We start from the raw sequence: 18,993 nt of genomic DNA, 5'->3' as shown, positions 1-18,993 counted from the left end.
TACACTTTATTTTATTGATAACTTTTGTTTATGGTTACCGATTAGAAAGTCGAAACATCGAATTAAAGCTTTTCGTACGTCTAGAGTTGTTTTCATAGAAGGATAATTATACAATTATATTAACGGCATATAAAAATATCAGGGGGGATATTCTATGGCTTCAAATTTAAAAGAGCAAGCTAAAAAGTCGTTTCAAGTGAATGGTAAAACGTTAACTTATTATGACCTTAAAACATTAGAAGAACAAGGTTTAACAGAAATTCATCGTTTGCCATACTCTATTCGTGTACTTTTAGAATCTGTTTTACGTCAAGAAGATGGTTTCGTGATTACGGATGATCATATTAAAGCATTGTCTACTTTTGGTAAAGAAAATACCAAAGGGGAAGTGCCTTTTAAACCATCACGTGTTATTTTACAAGACTTTACAGGTGTTCCTGCGGTAGTAGATTTGGCATCATTACGTAAGGCAATGGATGATGTAGGTGGCGATTTATCTAAAATCAATCCTGAAGTACCTGTTGACTTAGTCATTGACCATTCAGTACAAGTTGACAGCTACGCATCACCAGATGCACTTGAACGCAATATGAAATTAGAATTTGAACGCAACTATGAACGTTACCAATTTTTAAATTGGGCAACTAAAGCTTTTGAAAATTACAATGCGGTACCGCCTGCGACAGGTATTGTACACCAAGTGAACCTCGAATATTTAGCGAATGTTGTTCACGTTCGTGAAAATGAAGGAGAACATGTTGCATTCCCAGATACATTAGTGGGTACTGACTCACATACAACAATGATTAATGGTCTTGGTGTATTAGGTTGGGGTGTTGGTGGTATCGAAGCTGAAGCAGGAATGCTTGGTCAACCTTCGTATTTCCCAATTCCAGAAGTGATTGGCGTTCGTTTAACAAATGAACTTCCTCAAGGTGCAACAGCAACTGATCTTGCTCTACGTGTCACTGAGTTATTACGTAAAAAAGGCGTAGTTGGAAAATTTGTTGAATTTTTCGGGCCTGGAGTAGAAAAATTACCGTTGGCTGACCGTGCGACGATTGCCAACATGGCGCCTGAATACGGTGCAACATGTGGCTTCTTCCCAGTAGATGATGAAACGCTTAAATATTTACGTTTAACAGGTCGTTCCGAAGAACAAATCGAGACAGTTGACAAATATTTAAAAGAAAATCATATGTACTTTGATGCCTCTGCAGAACCTAACTATACAGATGTTGTAGATTTAGATTTATCTACTGTGGAAGCGTCATTATCAGGGCCAAAACGTCCACAAGATTTAATTTTCTTAAGCGATATGAAAGAAGCATTCCAAAAATCGGTGACTGCACCTGCAGGCAACCAAGGTCATGGTTTGGATAAAAGTGAATTCGATAAAAAAGCGACAATTGAATTTAAAGATGGTCGTTCTACAGAAATGAAAACAGGAGATATTGCGATTGCAGCAATTACATCTTGTACAAATACATCTAATCCATATGTAATGTTAGGTGCTGGACTTTTAGCTAAGAAAGCTGTAGAAAAAGGTTTAAAAGTTCCTGACTATGTGAAGACATCACTTGCACCAGGATCGAAAGTCGTAACGGGTTACTTACGTGATGCTGGTTTACAAGACTATTTAGATCAATTAGGCTTTAACTTAGTGGGCTATGGTTGTACAACATGTATCGGTAACTCTGGACCGTTACTAGAGGAAATTGAACGTGCTGTAGCTAAAGAAGATTTATTAGTGACATCAGTACTTTCTGGTAACCGTAACTTTGAAGGACGTATCCATCCATTAGTTAAAGCGAACTATTTAGCATCTCCACCCCTTGTAGTGGCATACGCTTTAGCGGGTACAGTGGATGTAGATTTACAAAATGAACCACTTGGACAAGATAATCAAGGTAATGACGTTTACTTAAAAGATATTTGGCCTTCAATCCAAGAAGTATCTGATACAGTAGATAGCGTCGTTACACCTGAGTTATTTAAGGAAGAATATAAAAATGTATATGAAAACAACGAGTTATGGAACGAAATTGATACAACGAATCAACCATTGTATGATTTTGATCCGTCATCAACATATATTCAAAATCCTACATTTTTCCAAGGTTTATCTAAAGAACCAGGTCGTATTCAACCTTTAAGTGATTTACGTGTCATGGGTAAATTTGGTGATTCTGTAACGACGGACCATATTTCTCCAGCAGGCGCCATCGGTAAAGATACGCCGGCAGGCAAATATTTAACAGACAATGGTGTATCACCTCGTGACTTTAACTCATACGGGTCACGTCGAGGTAACCATGAGGTGATGGTGCGAGGTACGTTTGCGAACATTCGTATTAAAAACCAATTAGCACCGGGCACAGAAGGTGGTTATACAACTTATTGGCCAACAAAAGAAGTAATGTCAATCTATGATGCAGCGATGAAATACAAAGAAGACGGCACAGGTCTTGTTGTGTTAGCTGGCAATGACTATGGTATGGGTTCTTCTCGTGACTGGGCAGCGAAAGGTACGAACCTTTTAGGTGTGAAAACAGTTATCGCGCAAAGTTATGAACGTATTCATCGTTCGAACTTAGTGATGATGGGTGTGTTACCGTTACAATTTAAACAAGGTGAGTCTGCAGATACTCTTGGTTTAGATGGAACAGAACACATTTCAGTCGACATCTCTGAAGCGGTTCAACCAGGTCAAGAAGTGAAAGTTACTGCGAAAAAAGAAGATGGACAAGTAATTGAATTCCATGCAGTTGCTCGTTTCGACTCGAAAGTTGAAATTGAATACTATCGTCACGGTGGTATTTTACAACTTGTATTACGTAAAAAATTAGCTTAAGTCAATATCGTATTGATGTTATCTTGAACAGGGATGGACGTAGGTGTGCCATCCCTGTTTGTTTATAGCGCAAGAGGTTGACGTTCAATTAGAAATTTATCATCATGTTTAAATGTTCAATATGGTATAAGCATCATTTTAAATGAACATAACCTTGTACAAAGTGCTTAGAGTTTTATGTCGTGATTTAAAACCGATGTATGGTACACTAGGCGTGAATGAATGATAGAAAGAGGGACGGCATATGTTGTATGCATTAACTGAGATAGAATCTCGATATCAAGAAACAGATCAGATGGGTGTTATTTATCACGGGAATTATGCAACGTGGTTTGAAGTGGCACGTACAGATTATATTCGCAAATTAGGATTAGATTACAGTGAGATGGAACAAAAGGGTGTCGTATCACCTGTGACGGAATTAAACATTAACTATAAAAAAAGTGTGACGTATCCGGAAAAAGTAACTGTTAAAACATGGGTTTCAAAATTTTCGAAATTACGCTCAAGATATCAATATGAAATATATAATGAAAATGGTGAAATTGTGACTACAGGTTTTACTGATAATGTCATTATTACAAAAGATGATCGCAAACCATTACGCCTCGATAAACGTTTTCCGAATTGGTTTGATGTTTATCGTAAAGTTGATGAGCAAAACCAAGCAGGTGTAGAAAAAGAGTTGACATTAAACTAAATCAAAAAAAGGTTGAGAATACATCTTCTCAACCTTTTCTATAAGGAACAAAATAGAGATATGTTCCTAGTTCTCATGTTTTTTATTTTGATTGGGCTTCATACGTAATTTCGTCATGTTTAACGTCAATATTGAGCTGATCATCATCAAAATACCATACGTCTTTTTCAGCTACAACGACATATAAGCCATCTAATGTTTGTTCGTATCCAATTTCGTCAATATCTTTTACATTTTCAATATTAAAAGCAGGACTAAATCCTTGTTTTAATTGGAATTCGCCACCATAGCGAACAAAAAAATGAAGTGCTTTGCCTTCTTGAGGTAATTCTAACTCTTTTTTGAACCATTCAATTGCTTCAGTTGTAAATTCTAATTGCATCCTTTAAAACTCCTCTCGTAAATAAGGCTTGGTATAAGCTTATTTTATATGGAAAACTCAAGGAAATAAATCGATAAGGGTTACATCCATTTGATTTTTGGTTCTGTACCTTTAATTATGCGTTTAATATTACTGATATGTCTGATAACCAGTAAAGATGCTACAACTAGGCTTATTAGTAATAATATTTTATCATTAATAATAAAAGAACCAATGACACAGCAAATGCCTGCAATAATGCTTGATAGTGATACATATTTTGTTAAATATAAAATACCAAAAAATATGGCGATTAATATTAAGCACATAATTGGGTTAACACCAAGCAACACACCGGCGCTTGTAGCAACAGCCTTACCCCCGCGGAATTTTAAATATACAGGAAATACATGGCCGATAATTGCAAAGATACCAATTAATATACCATGGATATCTACATGAAATAATGCGGGTAAAAATACAACGATAAAACCCTTGAAAATATCAAAAAAAGTAACAGCGAATCCAGCAGGTTTACCTAAAACTCTAAAACTATTTGTTGCACCTGTGTTTCCGCTACCATATTGACGAATATCTTTTTTAAAGAAAATTTTACCAATTAAATAACCACTCGGAATTGCCCCAATAAGGTAACTCAAAACGATTACTAGGAAAATTGACATGTACATTCACATCCTTTTAGTACCTACTACCATTTTACCATATTTTCTGAACGCGTCATGTTTTTTTGTGTTACTAAAAAAGTAATTTCCCATTATAAATGGATGAAATTAAAGGTCAATACCAATTGTGACTTGCATTTTAATGCGATTTATATAAGAATAACTATTGTATAGTTTGATGAACGAACGTATGTTTGTAGGAGGGGAATTGAGTGTCAGCAAAAACGAATCATAACTATTCTGATGATGCAATACAAGTACTTGAGGGTCTTGAAGCTGTTCGTAAAAGACCAGGAATGTACATTGGATCGACAGATAAGCGTGGACTACATCATTTGGTTTATGAAGTTGTAGACAATTCTGTCGACGAAATTTTAAATGGATACGGTGATGAGATTAATGTCACGATAAATCCAGACGAAAGTATCACTATTTCCGATAACGGACGTGGTATGCCTATAGGAATGCATCAATCAGGTAAACCTACTGTGGAAGTCATTTTTACTGTACTTCATGCAGGAGGTAAGTTTGGTCAAGGTGGATACAAAACTTCTGGTGGTCTTCATGGAGTAGGTGCGTCCGTTGTGAATGCATTAAGTGAATGGCTCACTGTTCAAATTCACCGTGACGGTAAAATTGTTGAACAACAATTTAAACATGGTGGTGTGCCACAAACTAAATTAATTGCAAAAGGTAAAACGAAACGAACTGGTACGACTGTTACGTTTAAACCAGATCCTGAAATCTTTAAAAATGCGACCGCATTCAATTTTGATACGTTAAGTGAACGTTTACAAGAATCAGCCTTTTTATTACAAGGGTTAAAAATCACTTTAGAAGATCGTCGTGCGGATAAAGCACGAACGGGAGTATATCATTATGAAGAAGGTATTAAGGAATTTGTAAAATATGTCAATGAAGGAAAAGAGACACTTCATGATGTAGCATTGTTTCAAGGGCAGTCCAACGAGATAGAAGTTGACGTATCTTTTCAATATAACGATCAATATTCAGAAAGTATCATGAGTTTTGTTAATAATGTACGTACGAAAGATGGGGGTACGCATGAAGTAGGCTTTAAAACTGCTATGACGCGTGTGTTTAATGATTATGCACGCCGAATTGGGGATTTGAAAGCGAAAGATAAAAACCTAGAAGGTAACGACATTCGTGAAGGGCTTACAGCTATCATATCAGTGCGTATTCCAGAACATCTCCTGCAATTCGAAGGTCAAACCAAATCAAAACTTGGAACGCCTGAAGCAAGAAGTGCAGTTGATGCAGTTGTAGCTGAAAAATTGCCTTATTATCTAGAAGAAAAAGGGCAATTGTCTAAGGCATTGGTTAAAAAAGCAATTAAAGCGCAGCAAGCGAGAGAAGCAGCTAGAAAAGCACGTGAAGATGCGCGTTCTGGTAAGAAAAACAAGCGTAAAGATACGTTGCTATCTGGTAAACTGACACCAGCTCAAAGTAAAAATACAGACAAAAATGAACTGTACCTTGTCGAAGGGGATTCTGCAGGTGGTTCTGCTAAACTTGGACGTGACCGCAAGTTTCAAGCTATTTTACCTTTACGTGGTAAAGTCATAAATACAGAAAAAGCGAAACTAGAAGATATCTTTAAAAATGAAGAAATTAACACCATCATTCACACGATTGGTGCAGGTGTTGGAAATGACTTTAATATTGAAGATAGTAATTATAATCGTGTTATCATTATGACCGATGCAGATACAGATGGTGCTCATATTCAAGTCTTATTACTTACTTTCTTCTTTAAATATATGCGACCGCTCGTTGCGGCAGGGCGTGTATATATTGCTTTACCTCCTTTGTATAAATTAGAAAAAGGTAAAAATAAGAATAAAAAAGTAGCGTATGCTTGGACTGATGATGAACTTGCATCACTGCAAAAAGAATTCGGCAAAGGTTTTATTTTACAACGTTATAAAGGTCTTGGTGAAATGAATCCAGATCAGCTATGGGAGACGACAATGAATCCTGAAACACGAACGTTGATTCGTGTTCAAATTGAAGACGAAGTTCGCTCTTCAAAACGTGTGTCAACACTAATGGGGGACAAAGTTGCCCCACGTCGAGAGTGGATTGAACGTCATGTACAATTTGGTATGCAAGAAGACCAAAGTATTTTAGAAAATGACGAAGTTCAAATTTTAAATGATGAATCGGAAGAGGAGAATGCATAATGGCTGAAATCATCCAAAGTTTACCATTAGAAGATGTTATTGGTGATCGATTTGGGCGTTACAGTAAATATATCATTCAAGAACGGGCATTGCCTGATGTGCGTGATGGTTTGAAACCTGTACAACGTCGTATTTTATACGCGATGTATTCAAGTGGTAATACGTATGATAAAAATTTCCGAAAAAGTGCAAAAACCGTCGGGGATGTCATTGGACAATTTCATCCTCATGGTGATTCATCGGTATACGATGCGATGGTCCGTCTCAGTCAAGACTGGAAATTACGCCATGTTTTAGTTGAAATGCATGGGAATAACGGGAGTATTGACAACGATCCGCCTGCTGCAATGCGTTATACAGAAGCAAAATTAAGCTTACTTTCGGCACAATTATTACGTGATATTCATAAAGACACTGTAGACTTTGTACCGAACTATGATGATACCGAAATGGAACCTATGGTATTGCCAGCACGTTTTCCAAACTTGCTAGTGAATGGCTCCACGGGGATTTCAGCAGGTTATGCTACGGACATCCCACCGCATAATTTATCAGAAGTGATTACAGCGACGTTAAAATTTATAGATAATCCTGATATATCAGTAAAACAGCTTATGAAATACATTAAAGGTCCTGATTTTCCAACTGGCGGTATTATTCAAGGTATCGATGGTATTAAGAAAGCGTATGAGACTGGTAAAGGAAAGATTATCGTACGTTCTAAAACAGAGATAGAACCTTTACGTAATGGGCGTTCACAAATAATTGTTACGGAAATTCCATATGAAGTGAATAAGAGTAGTTTAGTTAAAAAAATTGACGAGTTACGTGCAGATAAAAAGGTAGATGGCATTGTAGAAGTACGTGATGAAACAGATCGAAGCGGTTTACGTGTAGCGGTAGAGTTAAAAAAAGATGTAAATGCGAATGCGATTTTAAATTATTTGTTTAAAAATACGGATTTACAAGTTGCATATAATTTTAATATGGTTGCAATTAGCGATGGTCGTCCAAAATTAATGGGCATTAAATCAATGATTGATAGTTATTTAAATCATCAAATAGAAGTTGTAACACATCGTACACAATATGATTTAAAACACGCTGAATCGAGAATGCACATTGTTGAAGGCTTGATTAAAGCGTTATCTATTTTAGATGAAGTGATTGCAATCATTCGAAACTCAAAAAACAAAAGTGATGCCAAAAATAATCTTGTTGCTGAATTTGAATTTAGTCAAGAGCAAGCTGAAGCAATTGTCATGTTACAGTTATATCGTTTAACGAATACGGATATCGTTGCACTTCAAGATGAACATAAAGAGCTTGAAACATTAATTGCTAAATTGAAACATATTTTGGATGACCATGGAGCTTTGCTTGAAGTCATTAAAACAGAATTGATTGAGATTAAAAATCAATTTAAATCCCCGCGTTTATCGGTGATTGAAGCTGAAATTGCTGAGATTAAGATTGATAAAGAGGTTATCGTCCCTAGTGAAACAGTGATGATGAGCTTGACGCGCGAAGGCTATATTAAACGAACTTCTTTGCGTAGCTTTAATGCAAGTGGCAAAGATGAGATTGGTATTAAAGATGAAGATCACATATTAACTATCCAAGAGGTTAACACACAAGACACTGCACTCGTATTTACCTCTAAAGGTCGTTATTTACTTATTGCAGTGCACAAATTGCCAGATATTAAATGGAAAGATTTAGGACAACACGTGTCACAAATCGTCCCAATTGATGAAGATGAAAGTATTGTTCAAGCTTTTGTAGTGTCACAATTTACGGATGATGAGGCAATTATTACAGCTACACGTAACGGTATGATTAAGAAGAGCCTGCTTTCAGGATTTAAATCAACGCGTACAACGAAACCCCTTGTTGCTGCTAAAGTAAAAGATGGGGATGATGTGATAGCTGTTATGAAAGTCAATGCCAAAAATGATTTACAGTTGTTAACGATATTTACACATAAAGGTATGTCACTTACTTATCCATTATCTGAATTACCTGACACGGGATTACGTGCTGCTGGTGTAAAAGCCATTAACCTTAAAGATCAAGATTACGTAGTCATGGTCAATACAATTGATTACGATGATACAATTTTGATTGCTACACACCGTGGGGCATTGAAACGCATAAAAGCTTCTATACTGCAATCAGCTAAACGTGCACAGCGTGGCATTACGATACTTAAGGAATTGAAGAAAAATCCACATCGTATTGTAGATGCTAAAGTATGTCGACCAGAACATGCGTTTTTTACATTGTGTTCTGATAGCAATCAGTTTGACGGAAATATTAACGATATACACTTATCTGAACAATATACTAACGGCAGTTTCGTCGTAGATGTGGCTGAATTTGGTGAAATTAAGCATCTTGAAATACAGTAGCTTTTAAAAAATTTATAGTCACTTCACTTATTCAATGGTAGAATAAACCTAGTTGTTTTTAAAATTGAGTATATTTGAAAATTTGATAAGTAAAGAGGGATTAAAGTGAAAGATTTTGATAGTTTAATTCCGGATTGGTTCAAAACACTCGTAACTGAAGGTACAGACTTAATTTGGTCTCAATATTTAATTGGATTGTTACTAACTGCTGGACTTTTTTTCTCAATTAGTTCAAAGTTCGTTCAAATTAGGTGGCTACCTGAGATGTTCAGAGCCTTAACGGAGAAACCAGAAACTTTAGATTCTGGTGAAAAGGGAATTTCACCTTTCCAAGCATTTGCTATCAGTGCGGGTTCTCGTGTAGGGACGGGGAATATCGCTGGGGTTGCGACTGCAATTGTATTAGGTGGTCCTGGTGCAGTGTTTTGGATGTGGATTATTGCCATCATTGGTGCAGCAAGCGCATTTATCGAAGCAACTTTAGCACAAGTGTATAAAGTTCCTGATAAAGAAGGTGGCTTCCGAGGTGGTCCTGCATATTATATTACTAAAGGTTTAAATCAAAAATGGTTAGGTATTGTATTCGCTATTTTAATTACCATCACATTTGCCTTTGTGTTTAATACAGTTCAATCAAATACGATTGCTGAATCATTGCATACGCAATATAGCATTAGTCCTGTCATTACAGGTATTGTTTTAGCAGCACTCACGGCTATCATTATATTCGGTGGTGTACGAAGTATCGCTACATTGTCATCATTTATTGTACCGATTATGGCCATTGTATACATCGTGATGGTATTGTTTATTTTAGTCACACACATTGATCAAATCGTACCAATGATTTTAACAATTATTAAAAGTGCATTTGGCATTGATCAAGCTGCAGGTGGTGCGCTAGGTTTTGCAGTTTTACAAGGTGTTAAACGTGGGTTGTTCTCCAATGAAGCAGGTATGGGTTCTGCGCCTAATGCAGCAGCTACAGCAGCGGTTACACATCCTGTTAAGCAAGGTCTAATTCAATCACTAGGTGTATTTTTTGATACTTTACTCGTTTGTACTGCAACAGCGATTATGATTTTATTATATTCTGGCTTAGAATTTGGCGAAGGTGCTGCGCAAGGTGTTAAAGTAACGCAATCCGCGTTGAATGAACATTTAGGAAGTGCTGGCGGTATCTTCTTATCTATCGCAATTACGCTATTTGCATTCTCGTCAGTTGTGGGTAACTACTACTACGGTCAATCTAACATCGAATTTTTATCTCAAAATAAAATCGTATTATTCATTTTCCGTTGTTGTGTTGTGTTATTAGTCTTTGTTGGTGCAGTTGTGAAAACAGAAACAGTTTGGAATACTGCAGATTTATTTATGGGTTTAATGGCCATTGTAAACTTAATTGCTATTATCGGTCTTTCCAATGTAGCTTTTGCTGTAGCAAAAGATTACCAACTTCAACGTAAAGCAGGTAAACGACCTATCTTTAGACCTGAAGAATTAGAAATTAATTTATTCGGCATTGAATGTTGGGGCGATGCTCAAAAACGTTTAAAGCAATACGATAAATTTTAATTTGATCTCATCATATAATAAATAAAGTGTTTTAAGCTTTCAAAGTTCATTTTTAGTATGGATTTTGAAAGCTTTTTTACAAATTGCAATCGTCCCTATTAATATAAAAAATGTCACTTTATTTATTCTATCTTTCAATATATAATCATTATGAAGTGGTGGAGGAGATTAAAATTATGCCGTCATATTTAATAAAAAAAGTCCTCAACAATAACGTACTCATATGTGAACATCATAATGAGGAAGTGATTATTATTGGCAAAGGGCTCGGCTTTAATCAAAAAGCGGGCAAGCAGATTCAACCAGATAAAGTTATTGAAAAGGTCTTTACATTACAAAATAAAAAAGAACAAGATCATTATAAAATGGTGATTGCACACACCGATGAAAATGTACTTAAAGTCGTTATTGAATCTGTGCAATTGATTATGTCACATTTTGATTTAAGTCAGAATGAGTCTTTTATCGTATCTATCACAGATCATATTGTATTTGCTTTAAAGCGCTATCAACAAAAACAATATATACAAAATCCATTTCTTAGCGAAACGAAATACAGTTATCCTGAAGCATATACCATCGCTAAACGTGTTGTAGCGCGTATTAATTTGCAATTAAATGTCGATTTTCCAGAAGATGAAGTTGGTTTTATCGCATTACACATCGCTTCACAAACGAATCAAATTAATATTGAAGAAACGGAACAAGTTCCAAAACTCATTAATAAAGCGGTGCGCATTATTGAACATGATTTACAAATTAAAATACCGATTCAGTCGATTCAATATCAACGTTTTGTCCGCCATATTCATTTTTTATTACAGCGGGTTCGTAAAGGAGAACATGCACAAGTTCAATTAGATTTTGAAACGCTATTGAAATCCCAGTATCCTTTATGTTACAATGTAGCTGTTAAAATAGTAAAAATGATTCAAACACAAAGTAGTTTGGAAGTGTACCAAGCTGAAATTGCATATTTAACAATGCATATTCAACAACTTTCAACGACTTCTCAATCAAATACGTAACGTGTTACTAAGCGGGATTAGGCATGAGGTTAAATCTGTGGATACATATCCATAGCTTTTTGCTCATGCCTTTTTGTGTAAGATTCATTAAAAAATTGGAGGTATTACTGTGGGAAAGAAACTATTTGGACAGTTGCAGCGTATAGGTAAAGCCTTAATGTTACCTGTTGCGATTCTACCAGCTGCTGGTTTGCTATTAGCATTTGGTGTAGCTTTACAAGGGGAAGCTTTACAACACTATCTTCCGTTCATTCAAAACGAAGGTGTGCAAAACGTCGCATCCATGATGACGGGTGCAGGTGGTGTTATCTTTGATAACTTGCCGATTATTTTTGCAATGGGGGTTGCCATAGGTCTTGCTGGTGGCGACGGGGTTGCAGCTATCGCAGCGTTTGTTGGTTTTGTAATTTTAAACAAAACTATGGGTGCCTTTTTACACGTGACGCCTGAAATGGCGGGTCAAGCAGATAAAGGCTTTGCAAGTGTACTTGGTATTCCAACACTTCAAACAGGTGTTTTCGGTGGTATTATCATCGGTGCACTTGCAGCGTGGTGTTATAACAAGTTCTATAATATTTCATTACCGACGTATTTAGGGTTCTTTGCAGGAAAACGATTTGTACCAATTATGATGGCAACATTGTCTTTCATTCTTGCGTTTCCAATGGCATTAATTTGGCCAACAATTCAAGGTGGATTAAACGCTTTTAGTTCAGGTTTACTTGATTCTAATACAGGTCTCGCTGTATTTTTCTTTGGTTTCATTAAACGTTTATTGATTCCATTTGGTTTACATCATATTTTCCATGCACCATTCTGGTTTGAATTTGGTTCATATACAAATGCAGCAGGAGAAATTTTTAAAGGGGATCAACGTATTTTCTTAGAGCAAATTCGTGAAGGGTCTCAGTTAACAGCTGGTAAATTCATGCAAGGTGAATTCCCAGTAATGATGTTCGGTCTACCGGCAGCAGCGTTAGCGATTTATCATACAGCGAAACCTGAAAACAAAAAAGTTGTTGCAGGTTTAATGATTTCAGCAGCATTAACATCGTTTTTAACAGGAATTACTGAACCATTAGAATTCTCATTCTTATTTGTAGCACCATTATTATTCTTTATTCATGCAGTACTTGATGGTTTCTCATTCCTAATTTTATATTTACTTGATTTACATTTAGGTTATACATTCTCTGGTGGCTTTATTGACTTTGTACTCCTAGGAATTTTACCAAACAAAACCGCTTGGTGGCTTGTTATCCCAGTTGGTTTAGTGTATGCGGTGATTTACTATACAGTATTCCGCTTCTTGATTACAAAATTCAACTTTAAGACACCAGGTCGCGAAGATAAAAAATCAGAAAGTGCTTCAGTAGAAGCAAGCGAATTGCCTTATGCTGTACTTGAATCTATGGGTGGTAAGGAAAACATTAAACATTTAGATGCTTGTATTACACGTTTACGTGTCGAAGTAGCTGATAAAGGGAAAGTAGACGTTGCACGTTTAAAAGATTTAGGTGCATCCGGAGTCTTAGAAGTGGGCAATAACATGCAAGCAATCTTCGGACCGAAGTCTGATCAAATTAAACATGAAATGCAACACATTATGGACGGTAAAACAGTGAAGCCTGTATCTTTAGACGATCATGACGATGAACCGGTTGTGATTGATGAAAATAAACAAGCAACTTCAGATGACACAATTATTGCGTCTCCATTAGAAGGTAAGTTTGTACCACTTTCTGAAGTGCCTGACCAAGTATTCAGTGAGAAAATGATGGGTGACGGTATTGCGATTCAACCAACGAAAGGTGAAGTTCGTGCGCCATTCAATGGTAAAGTTCAAATGTTCTTCCCTACAAAACATGCGATTGGTTTAGTATCTGATGAAGGTACAGAACTCTTAATCCACGTTGGTTTAGATACAGTTAAACTTAATGGTGAAGGCTTTACAATGCACGTTGAAGAAGGTCAAACGATTCAAACGGGTGATGTATTACTTACATTTGATTTGGATTACATTCGTCAACATGCGAAGAGCGATATCACGCCAATTATTTTAACGCAAGGACAGATTAATGATGTGACGGTTTCAGAAGGTCAATCATTAAACTTTGGAGATACATTATTTAAAGCTTAATTAAAAATGGGGTGTGCCTAATTTAGGCGCGCCCTTTTTGTATTGTTGCTAATACATTACTAAATACCTTCAAAGTCAGTGTCGATGACTTTGAAGGTATTTTTTACAAAGGATACTGAGACGTGATTAAATCATACTTGTTTGTAGGTATTGTGTATGTGGTATATAAACGAGAACTTATATATGTATAAGTATTTAATGGTGATACACTATGTTAGGTTTCCGTTTTAATATAAAATGATTTATCATATAAGCACTTATAATATAGGCGTAGAAGAGCATGTGCACTGTTTGAATATACTATCCTGTAATAATAGTACTATTTCCGATATGTATACTAATTCTAAGGTAGATTTAAAGTTTTTACTGTAGTTATATGTTTTAATTTTTTTTAAAAAACGATACACTATAATTAATTTAAGTAAAGTAGGGTGAGAGTGTTATGTCTAATCAAAAAGAAACTCAAGGGGTGGAACGTAAAAACCTTGATTTTCGTGAGAGCCGTTTTATGAAATTTTTCGGAGGGAAAGACTTACTTTTTGCTTTAATGATATTTATTCTTTTAGGCATTGTGATTTTTATATTTGACAAAGTCTCATACGTCTTCCAACCATTTATTATTGTATTTAATACCATCGCTGCACCGATCATTATAGGTTTAATATTATTCTATTTGTTTAATCCTATTATTAACTTGATGGAACGATATAATATTAAACGAATTTGGGCGATTACTATATTATTTGTGGCAATTGCTGGTATTATTACAATTATTGTTAATTTGCTGATTCCGCTTGTTTCAATTCAACTGGAACGTTTAATTTCAAATGCGCCTAATTACATTCATAAAGTAACAGACTTTGTGAATCGTGTTATGCATTTTCCATTTTTAGAAAAGTATTCTACACAAATTGAAAGTACGTTAACAACATTGCAAGAACGTTTACCTAAGATGTCAGACAGTATTGCACCTAGACTGCGTACATTTGCAGAAACACTTGTCAATGCGACGGTTGTACTTATCACTGTGCCATTTGTATTATTCTTCATGTTGAAAGATGGTCATAAATTTAAGGGGTTTATCAATCATGTGACACCACCTAAATTTCGCAAAGATGTGCATGATTTACTTGATAAGATGAGTCACCAAGTTGGGTCTTATATCCAAGGTCAAATCATTGTTTCGTTTTGTATCGGCTTTCTCTTATTTATAGGTTATTCTATCATTGGTTTAGATTATGCTTTAATCCTTGCAAGTATTGCTGCAGTGACAAGTGTTGTGCCATATTTAGGACCAACTATTGCAATCTCACCAGCAATCATCATTTCAATTATTACATCGCCTTTCATGCTTATTAAATTGATTATTGTATGGACTGCTGTACAGTTTATTGAAGGTCATTTTATTTCACCTAATGTTATGGGTAAAACATTAAAAATTCACCCATTGACTATTATTTTTGTTTTATTAAGTGCGGGTAATTTATTAGGCATTGTTGGTGTTATTTTGGGTATTCCAGCTTATGCGATTTTGAAAGTCCTTGTATCACATATATTCCTGTTATTCAAACGTCGTTATAATAAATATTATGCCGAAGATGCGGGATTATACGAAATGCCCGATGATGAATATGCTAGTGCTCAAAGTAAGCCAGCATCTCCGAAATAAAATCAACATCAATTTAGCTCTACAAGACTTGCATAAGTGTCACCCTATCATGTATCATCACAATTTCAGTCAGTTTTTAAATGTTGAAGGTTGATATGAGAGATAAATCTATCAACCTTTTGCATGAATTCAGTCAGAAAGGTAGTGTCATATGTCTTTAAATAAAAATTTAGTGAAATATTTAAAAATTGTATTTGTTTTGGTATTAATTGTAATTGTGACGTCAGTATTAACGAAAGAATTGTCACATATTGATTTTAAGAAAACATTTATACTGTTTAATCACATTAATCGTTTTGAACTTATTGGTTTATTCTTGCTAGGTGCCTTTGCACTTGGATTGTTATCATTATTTGACTGGGTTTTAGTAGCACGATTCAAATTACCAGTGTCTAAATTTAAAGCATTACGTGTTGGTTACATCATTAATGCTTTTAACAATATTATTGGTTTTGGTGGTTTTATTGGCGCAGGTGTTCGGCTATGGTTTTATAGTAACTATTCAAATGAACGTAAAAAACTTGTGAAGTTCATTTCTTATATTTTGACTTCAATGCTTACGGGTTTAAGCTTTCTATCTTTACTTATTGTCACGCATATTCTCGATGTGAGTTTTCTAGATAATACGTCAATATGGGTTAAAATTTTACTCTATATTGTGGCATTGTTGTTACCAGCGTTTATTATAGTGTCTTTAATTTCACCAATTGATCAAAAAGCACGTTGGTTAGGAACACTATTTACAGTAATTTCAAGCGTTGAATGGATTTGTGCCAGTGTGGTACTTTATTTATCGTTACATATTGTTGGGGCGAACCCGCCGTTTCCAGTCGTACTTAGCGTATTTATTGTGGCGGCTATTTCAGGTTTAGCATCGTTTATCCCAGGTGGATTTGGTGCTTTTGACTTAATTATTTTATTAGGTTTGAAATATATCGGTATTCCTGAAGAAAAGATTGTTTTAGCGTTGCTTGTGTATCGTTTTGCTTACTATTTCTTCCCGTTATTCTTTGCACTTGTTATGACGGTATTTGAATTCGGTCCACATGCTAAAAGCTTCATATCAGATTCAAAATACTTTGTTCCAGCTAGAGAAGTGACAGGGTTTATCTTTTCATTCCAAAAAGATTTTGTAAATATTTTTCCATCATTAATTTTAAGTATTTTAGTAGGTATTACGAGTTTAACGTTTTTATTGGTAAATGTGCTTATATTGGCAGATGCGGCGATATCTAAACACCACATTGTGTTCCTTATCCTCTATATATTTAACGTAAGTGCTTGTTTGATTTTAATGTTAAATTTACGAGGGATTGTCGAACGAAGTCAGCGTGCCATGCTTTTTGTCATCGTCGCGATGTGTATTTTAATCATTTCTAATTTCTATGTGTATGGTATTACAATTGAAGTACTGATTGCCGCATTAATTTTAGCACCTTTAGTGTTTGCATATCGTAAATCTCATGTTTTAAAACGTGCGATTCGAATCAAATCAATCTTTTACATTATTTTAGTGAGTGTAGTACTTTTACTTTTAAACCAACATTTTGCAAAACGATTTTTAGATGCTTTTAATATCCAAATGCCAAATGTAGATTATTTTGTATTACGTTCAACATTTTGGCTTTCAATTATAGGGATGTCACTCATCGTAGGTATCATTATTTATATCTTTGAACGTCATTATCGTACGCCGCTTGAAAACGTAGATTTAAAAGTAGGTCAAAACATATTGGGACAATATGGTGGTCATAATTTGAGTCACTTATTGTTCAGTGGTGATAAAAATATGTTTGTTAATGAAGCGCAAGATGCATTTATCATGTACCGCTTTTATCGTAATTCATTAATTGTTTTAGGAGATCCTGTGGGCAATGAAGAGCACTTTGCAGAACTTTTAGAAAAGTTTTATGATCATGCCTCTTATTTAGGTGCAGAAGTCATTTTCTATCAAGTTTCTGAAAAGCATTTATCGTTATACCATGACTTTGGTAACCAATTCTTTAAACTAGGCGAAGAAGCGTTAATTGATGCTCAAGCCTTTACGACGTCAGGCAAAAAACGTCGTGGATTCCGAGCAACGTTAAATAAAGTAGAGTCAATGGGATATACATTTGAAATGTTACAATCTCCAGTTGATGAAGCAACGTTTAATCGACTTAAAGAAGTGAGCGACGATTGGCTTGGGCAAGATAAAGAGTTTTATTTCTCGGTAGGGCATTTCTCTCGTGCGTATCTCGATACTGCACCTATTGCCGTTTTGAAAAATGAAGAAGGACGTATTGATGCATTCTGTACGCTCATGCCGGTTAAAGATAAAGAGATTGTATCTGTGGATTTAATTCGATGGGACAAGTCTATTGATGTACCATTTATGGATGCGTTGTATTTACACATGTTGCAATGGTCTAAAGAAAATGGCTACGCATACTTTAATATGGGTATGGCGACATTATCTAATGTAGGTCAAATGCCATATGGTCATTTGCGTGAAAAATTTGCAGGACGTTTATATGAACACTTTAACGGTTTGTATAGCTTCCAAGGATTACGTAAATATAAAAGTAAATTTAATCCAAATTGGGAATCACGCTTTTTAGTGTATCACCGACGTCAAAATGTTTGGGAAAGTTTAATTAAAGTTACGCGAGTTATTCGTAAAAATGTTTAAATAAAAAATGGATGTAGCCTTGTCGCTACATCCATTTTTTATATGTTAATGATGTTTAGATTGATATTTTGCACGATCTTCTTTTTCTTGTTGATATCGTTCGGGATGCTTTTTATAAAAATCTTGATGATAATCTTCTGCTTCGTAAAATGTGGAAGCTGGTAATATTTTTGTAGCAATGGCTTTGTCATGGTCCAATGTATTTTTCAAAGATGCAATGTAAGCTTCCGCTACTTCTTTTTGATCGCTATTCGTGTAAAAAATAGCTGTTTGGTATTGAGGACCACGATCTTGATATTGACCTCCAGCATCTGTTGGATCTATGACAGAAAAGAAAATTTCTAGCAATTTTTGATATGAGAATAGGGCGACATCGTATTCAATGCGTACGGTTTCGTAATGGCCTGTTTCTCCTGTTTTAACATCTTCGTAAGTTGGGTGTGCGAAATGTCCACCCATGTATCCTGAAGTTACATTTTCAATGCCTTCATTTGTGTCAAATGGTTGAACCATACACCAAAAGCAACCTCCAGCAAAGTAAGCAACATTGATATTCATGTGGACACCCTTTCCCTTTTTTTATTTTAGACCTTAGTCCGATTTTTACAGTTTTCACTTGATTTTTAAAATAATTTTATATAACGTTAATATGTATTAATGATAGTACAGACTATCCCAATTTTGAAGGTATAAG

12 protein-coding genes are annotated in these 18,993 nt (G+C 35.3%); 9 read left to right on the top strand and 3 right to left on the bottom strand.

Features of this window, described 5'->3' with window-relative positions:
• Window positions 1-154 precede the first annotated feature (154 nt).
• Entirely contained in the window at window positions 155-2,854 is a 2,700-nt protein-coding gene (acnA, locus tag SHYC_RS07425) for an aconitate hydratase AcnA (RefSeq protein WP_039645881.1), read from the top strand.
• Between the two features lie 244 nt (window positions 2,855-3,098).
• Complete coding sequence (gene menI, locus SHYC_RS07420; protein WP_039645879.1) at window positions 3,099-3,554, top strand: 1,4-dihydroxy-2-naphthoyl-CoA hydrolase MenI; 456 nt, start codon at window positions 3,099-3,101, stop codon at window positions 3,552-3,554.
• 82 nt (window positions 3,555-3,636) lie between these two features.
• Here the strand turns inward: menI and SHYC_RS07415 are convergent, their stop codons facing one another.
• Together SHYC_RS07415 and plsY are read right to left on the bottom strand one after the other, a co-directional pair.
• On the bottom strand, window positions 3,637-3,936 hold the full coding sequence (locus tag SHYC_RS07415) for a HesB/YadR/YfhF family protein (protein ID WP_039645877.1): 300 nt from the start codon (window positions 3,934-3,936) through the stop codon (window positions 3,637-3,639).
• Window positions 3,937-4,016: 80 nt separating this feature from the next.
• Window positions 4,017-4,598: a glycerol-3-phosphate 1-O-acyltransferase PlsY gene (plsY, locus tag SHYC_RS07410; RefSeq protein ID WP_039645874.1), complete on the bottom strand. Its 582-nt coding sequence runs from the start codon at window positions 4,596-4,598 to the stop codon at window positions 4,017-4,019.
• Between the two features lie 212 nt (window positions 4,599-4,810).
• Here plsY and parE point away from each other — a divergent pair, with 212 nt between their 5' ends.
• From parE to mprF, 7 genes are all read left to right on the top strand, one after another.
• Entirely contained in the window at window positions 4,811-6,805 is a 1,995-nt protein-coding gene (gene parE / locus SHYC_RS07405) for a DNA topoisomerase IV subunit B (protein ID WP_039645872.1), read from the top strand.
• Window positions 6,805-9,216, top strand: a complete 2,412-nt coding sequence (gene parC, locus SHYC_RS07400) for a DNA topoisomerase IV subunit A (protein WP_039645870.1) — start codon at window positions 6,805-6,807, stop codon at window positions 9,214-9,216. Before parE ends, parC begins: the two co-directional genes overlap by 1 nt.
• Before the next feature lie 105 nt (window positions 9,217-9,321).
• Window positions 9,322-10,791, top strand: coding sequence for a glutamine transporter AlsT (locus SHYC_RS07395; RefSeq protein WP_039645868.1), 1,470 nt, complete (start codon window positions 9,322-9,324; stop codon window positions 10,789-10,791).
• Window positions 10,792-10,967: 176 nt separating this feature from the next.
• Window positions 10,968-11,819 carry a glucose PTS transporter transcription antiterminator GlcT gene (gene glcT, locus SHYC_RS07390; protein ID WP_039645866.1) on the top strand — a complete coding sequence of 284 codons (852 nt, stop codon included), beginning with the start codon at window positions 10,968-10,970 and terminating at the stop codon, window positions 11,817-11,819.
• Between the two features lie 109 nt (window positions 11,820-11,928).
• Window positions 11,929-13,959: a glucose-specific PTS transporter subunit IIBC gene (gene ptsG, locus SHYC_RS07385; RefSeq protein ID WP_039645864.1), complete on the top strand. Its 2,031-nt coding sequence runs from the start codon at window positions 11,929-11,931 to the stop codon at window positions 13,957-13,959.
• A 442-nt stretch (window positions 13,960-14,401) separates the two neighbouring features.
• Window positions 14,402-15,628: an AI-2E family transporter gene (locus tag SHYC_RS07380; RefSeq protein ID WP_039645863.1), complete on the top strand. Its 1,227-nt coding sequence runs from the start codon at window positions 14,402-14,404 to the stop codon at window positions 15,626-15,628.
• Window positions 15,629-15,779: 151 nt separating this feature from the next.
• A complete protein-coding gene (mprF, locus tag SHYC_RS07375; RefSeq protein WP_039645861.1) occupies window positions 15,780-18,299 on the top strand; it encodes a bifunctional lysylphosphatidylglycerol flippase/synthetase MprF in 2,520 nt (839 codons plus the stop codon).
• Window positions 18,300-18,344: 45 nt separating this feature from the next.
• Here the strand turns inward: mprF and msrA are convergent, their stop codons facing one another.
• Window positions 18,345-18,857 (bottom strand): peptide-methionine (S)-S-oxide reductase MsrA, encoded by a 513-nt coding sequence (gene msrA, locus SHYC_RS07370; RefSeq protein ID WP_039645859.1) that lies wholly within the window; start codon window positions 18,855-18,857, stop codon window positions 18,345-18,347.
• Window positions 18,858-18,993 lie beyond the last annotated feature (136 nt).

Origin of the sequence: Staphylococcus hyicus (genome assembly GCF_000816085.1) — a bacterium.
In the GTDB taxonomy this organism is placed as follows: domain Bacteria; phylum Bacillota; class Bacilli; order Staphylococcales; family Staphylococcaceae; genus Staphylococcus; species Staphylococcus hyicus.
The sequence above is the reverse complement of the archived record's forward strand: the minus strand, read 5'-3'. Positions and strand labels throughout refer to the sequence as shown.

Excerpts from the sequence above, each read along its gene's own strand:
- SHYC_RS07415 (WP_039645877.1), bottom strand. The coding sequence starts at position 3,936 with ATGCAATTAGAATTTACAACTGAAGCAATTGAATGGTTCAAAAAAGAG.
- glcT (WP_039645866.1), top strand. The coding sequence starts at position 10,968 with ATGCCGTCATATTTAATAAAAAAAGTCCTCAACAATAACGTACTCATA.
- acnA (WP_039645881.1), top strand. The coding sequence starts at position 155 with ATGGCTTCAAATTTAAAAGAGCAAGCTAAAAAGTCGTTTCAAGTGAAT.
- parC (WP_039645870.1), top strand. The coding sequence starts at position 6,805 with ATGGCTGAAATCATCCAAAGTTTACCATTAGAAGATGTTATTGGTGAT.
- mprF (WP_039645861.1), top strand. The coding sequence starts at position 15,780 with ATGTCTTTAAATAAAAATTTAGTGAAATATTTAAAAATTGTATTTGTT.
- msrA (WP_039645859.1), bottom strand. The coding sequence starts at position 18,857 with ATGAATATCAATGTTGCTTACTTTGCTGGAGGTTGCTTTTGGTGTATG.
- menI (WP_039645879.1), top strand. The coding sequence starts at position 3,099 with ATGTTGTATGCATTAACTGAGATAGAATCTCGATATCAAGAAACAGAT.
- plsY (WP_039645874.1), bottom strand. The coding sequence starts at position 4,598 with ATGTCAATTTTCCTAGTAATCGTTTTGAGTTACCTTATTGGGGCAATT.
- SHYC_RS07380 (WP_039645863.1), top strand. The coding sequence starts at position 14,402 with ATGTCTAATCAAAAAGAAACTCAAGGGGTGGAACGTAAAAACCTTGAT.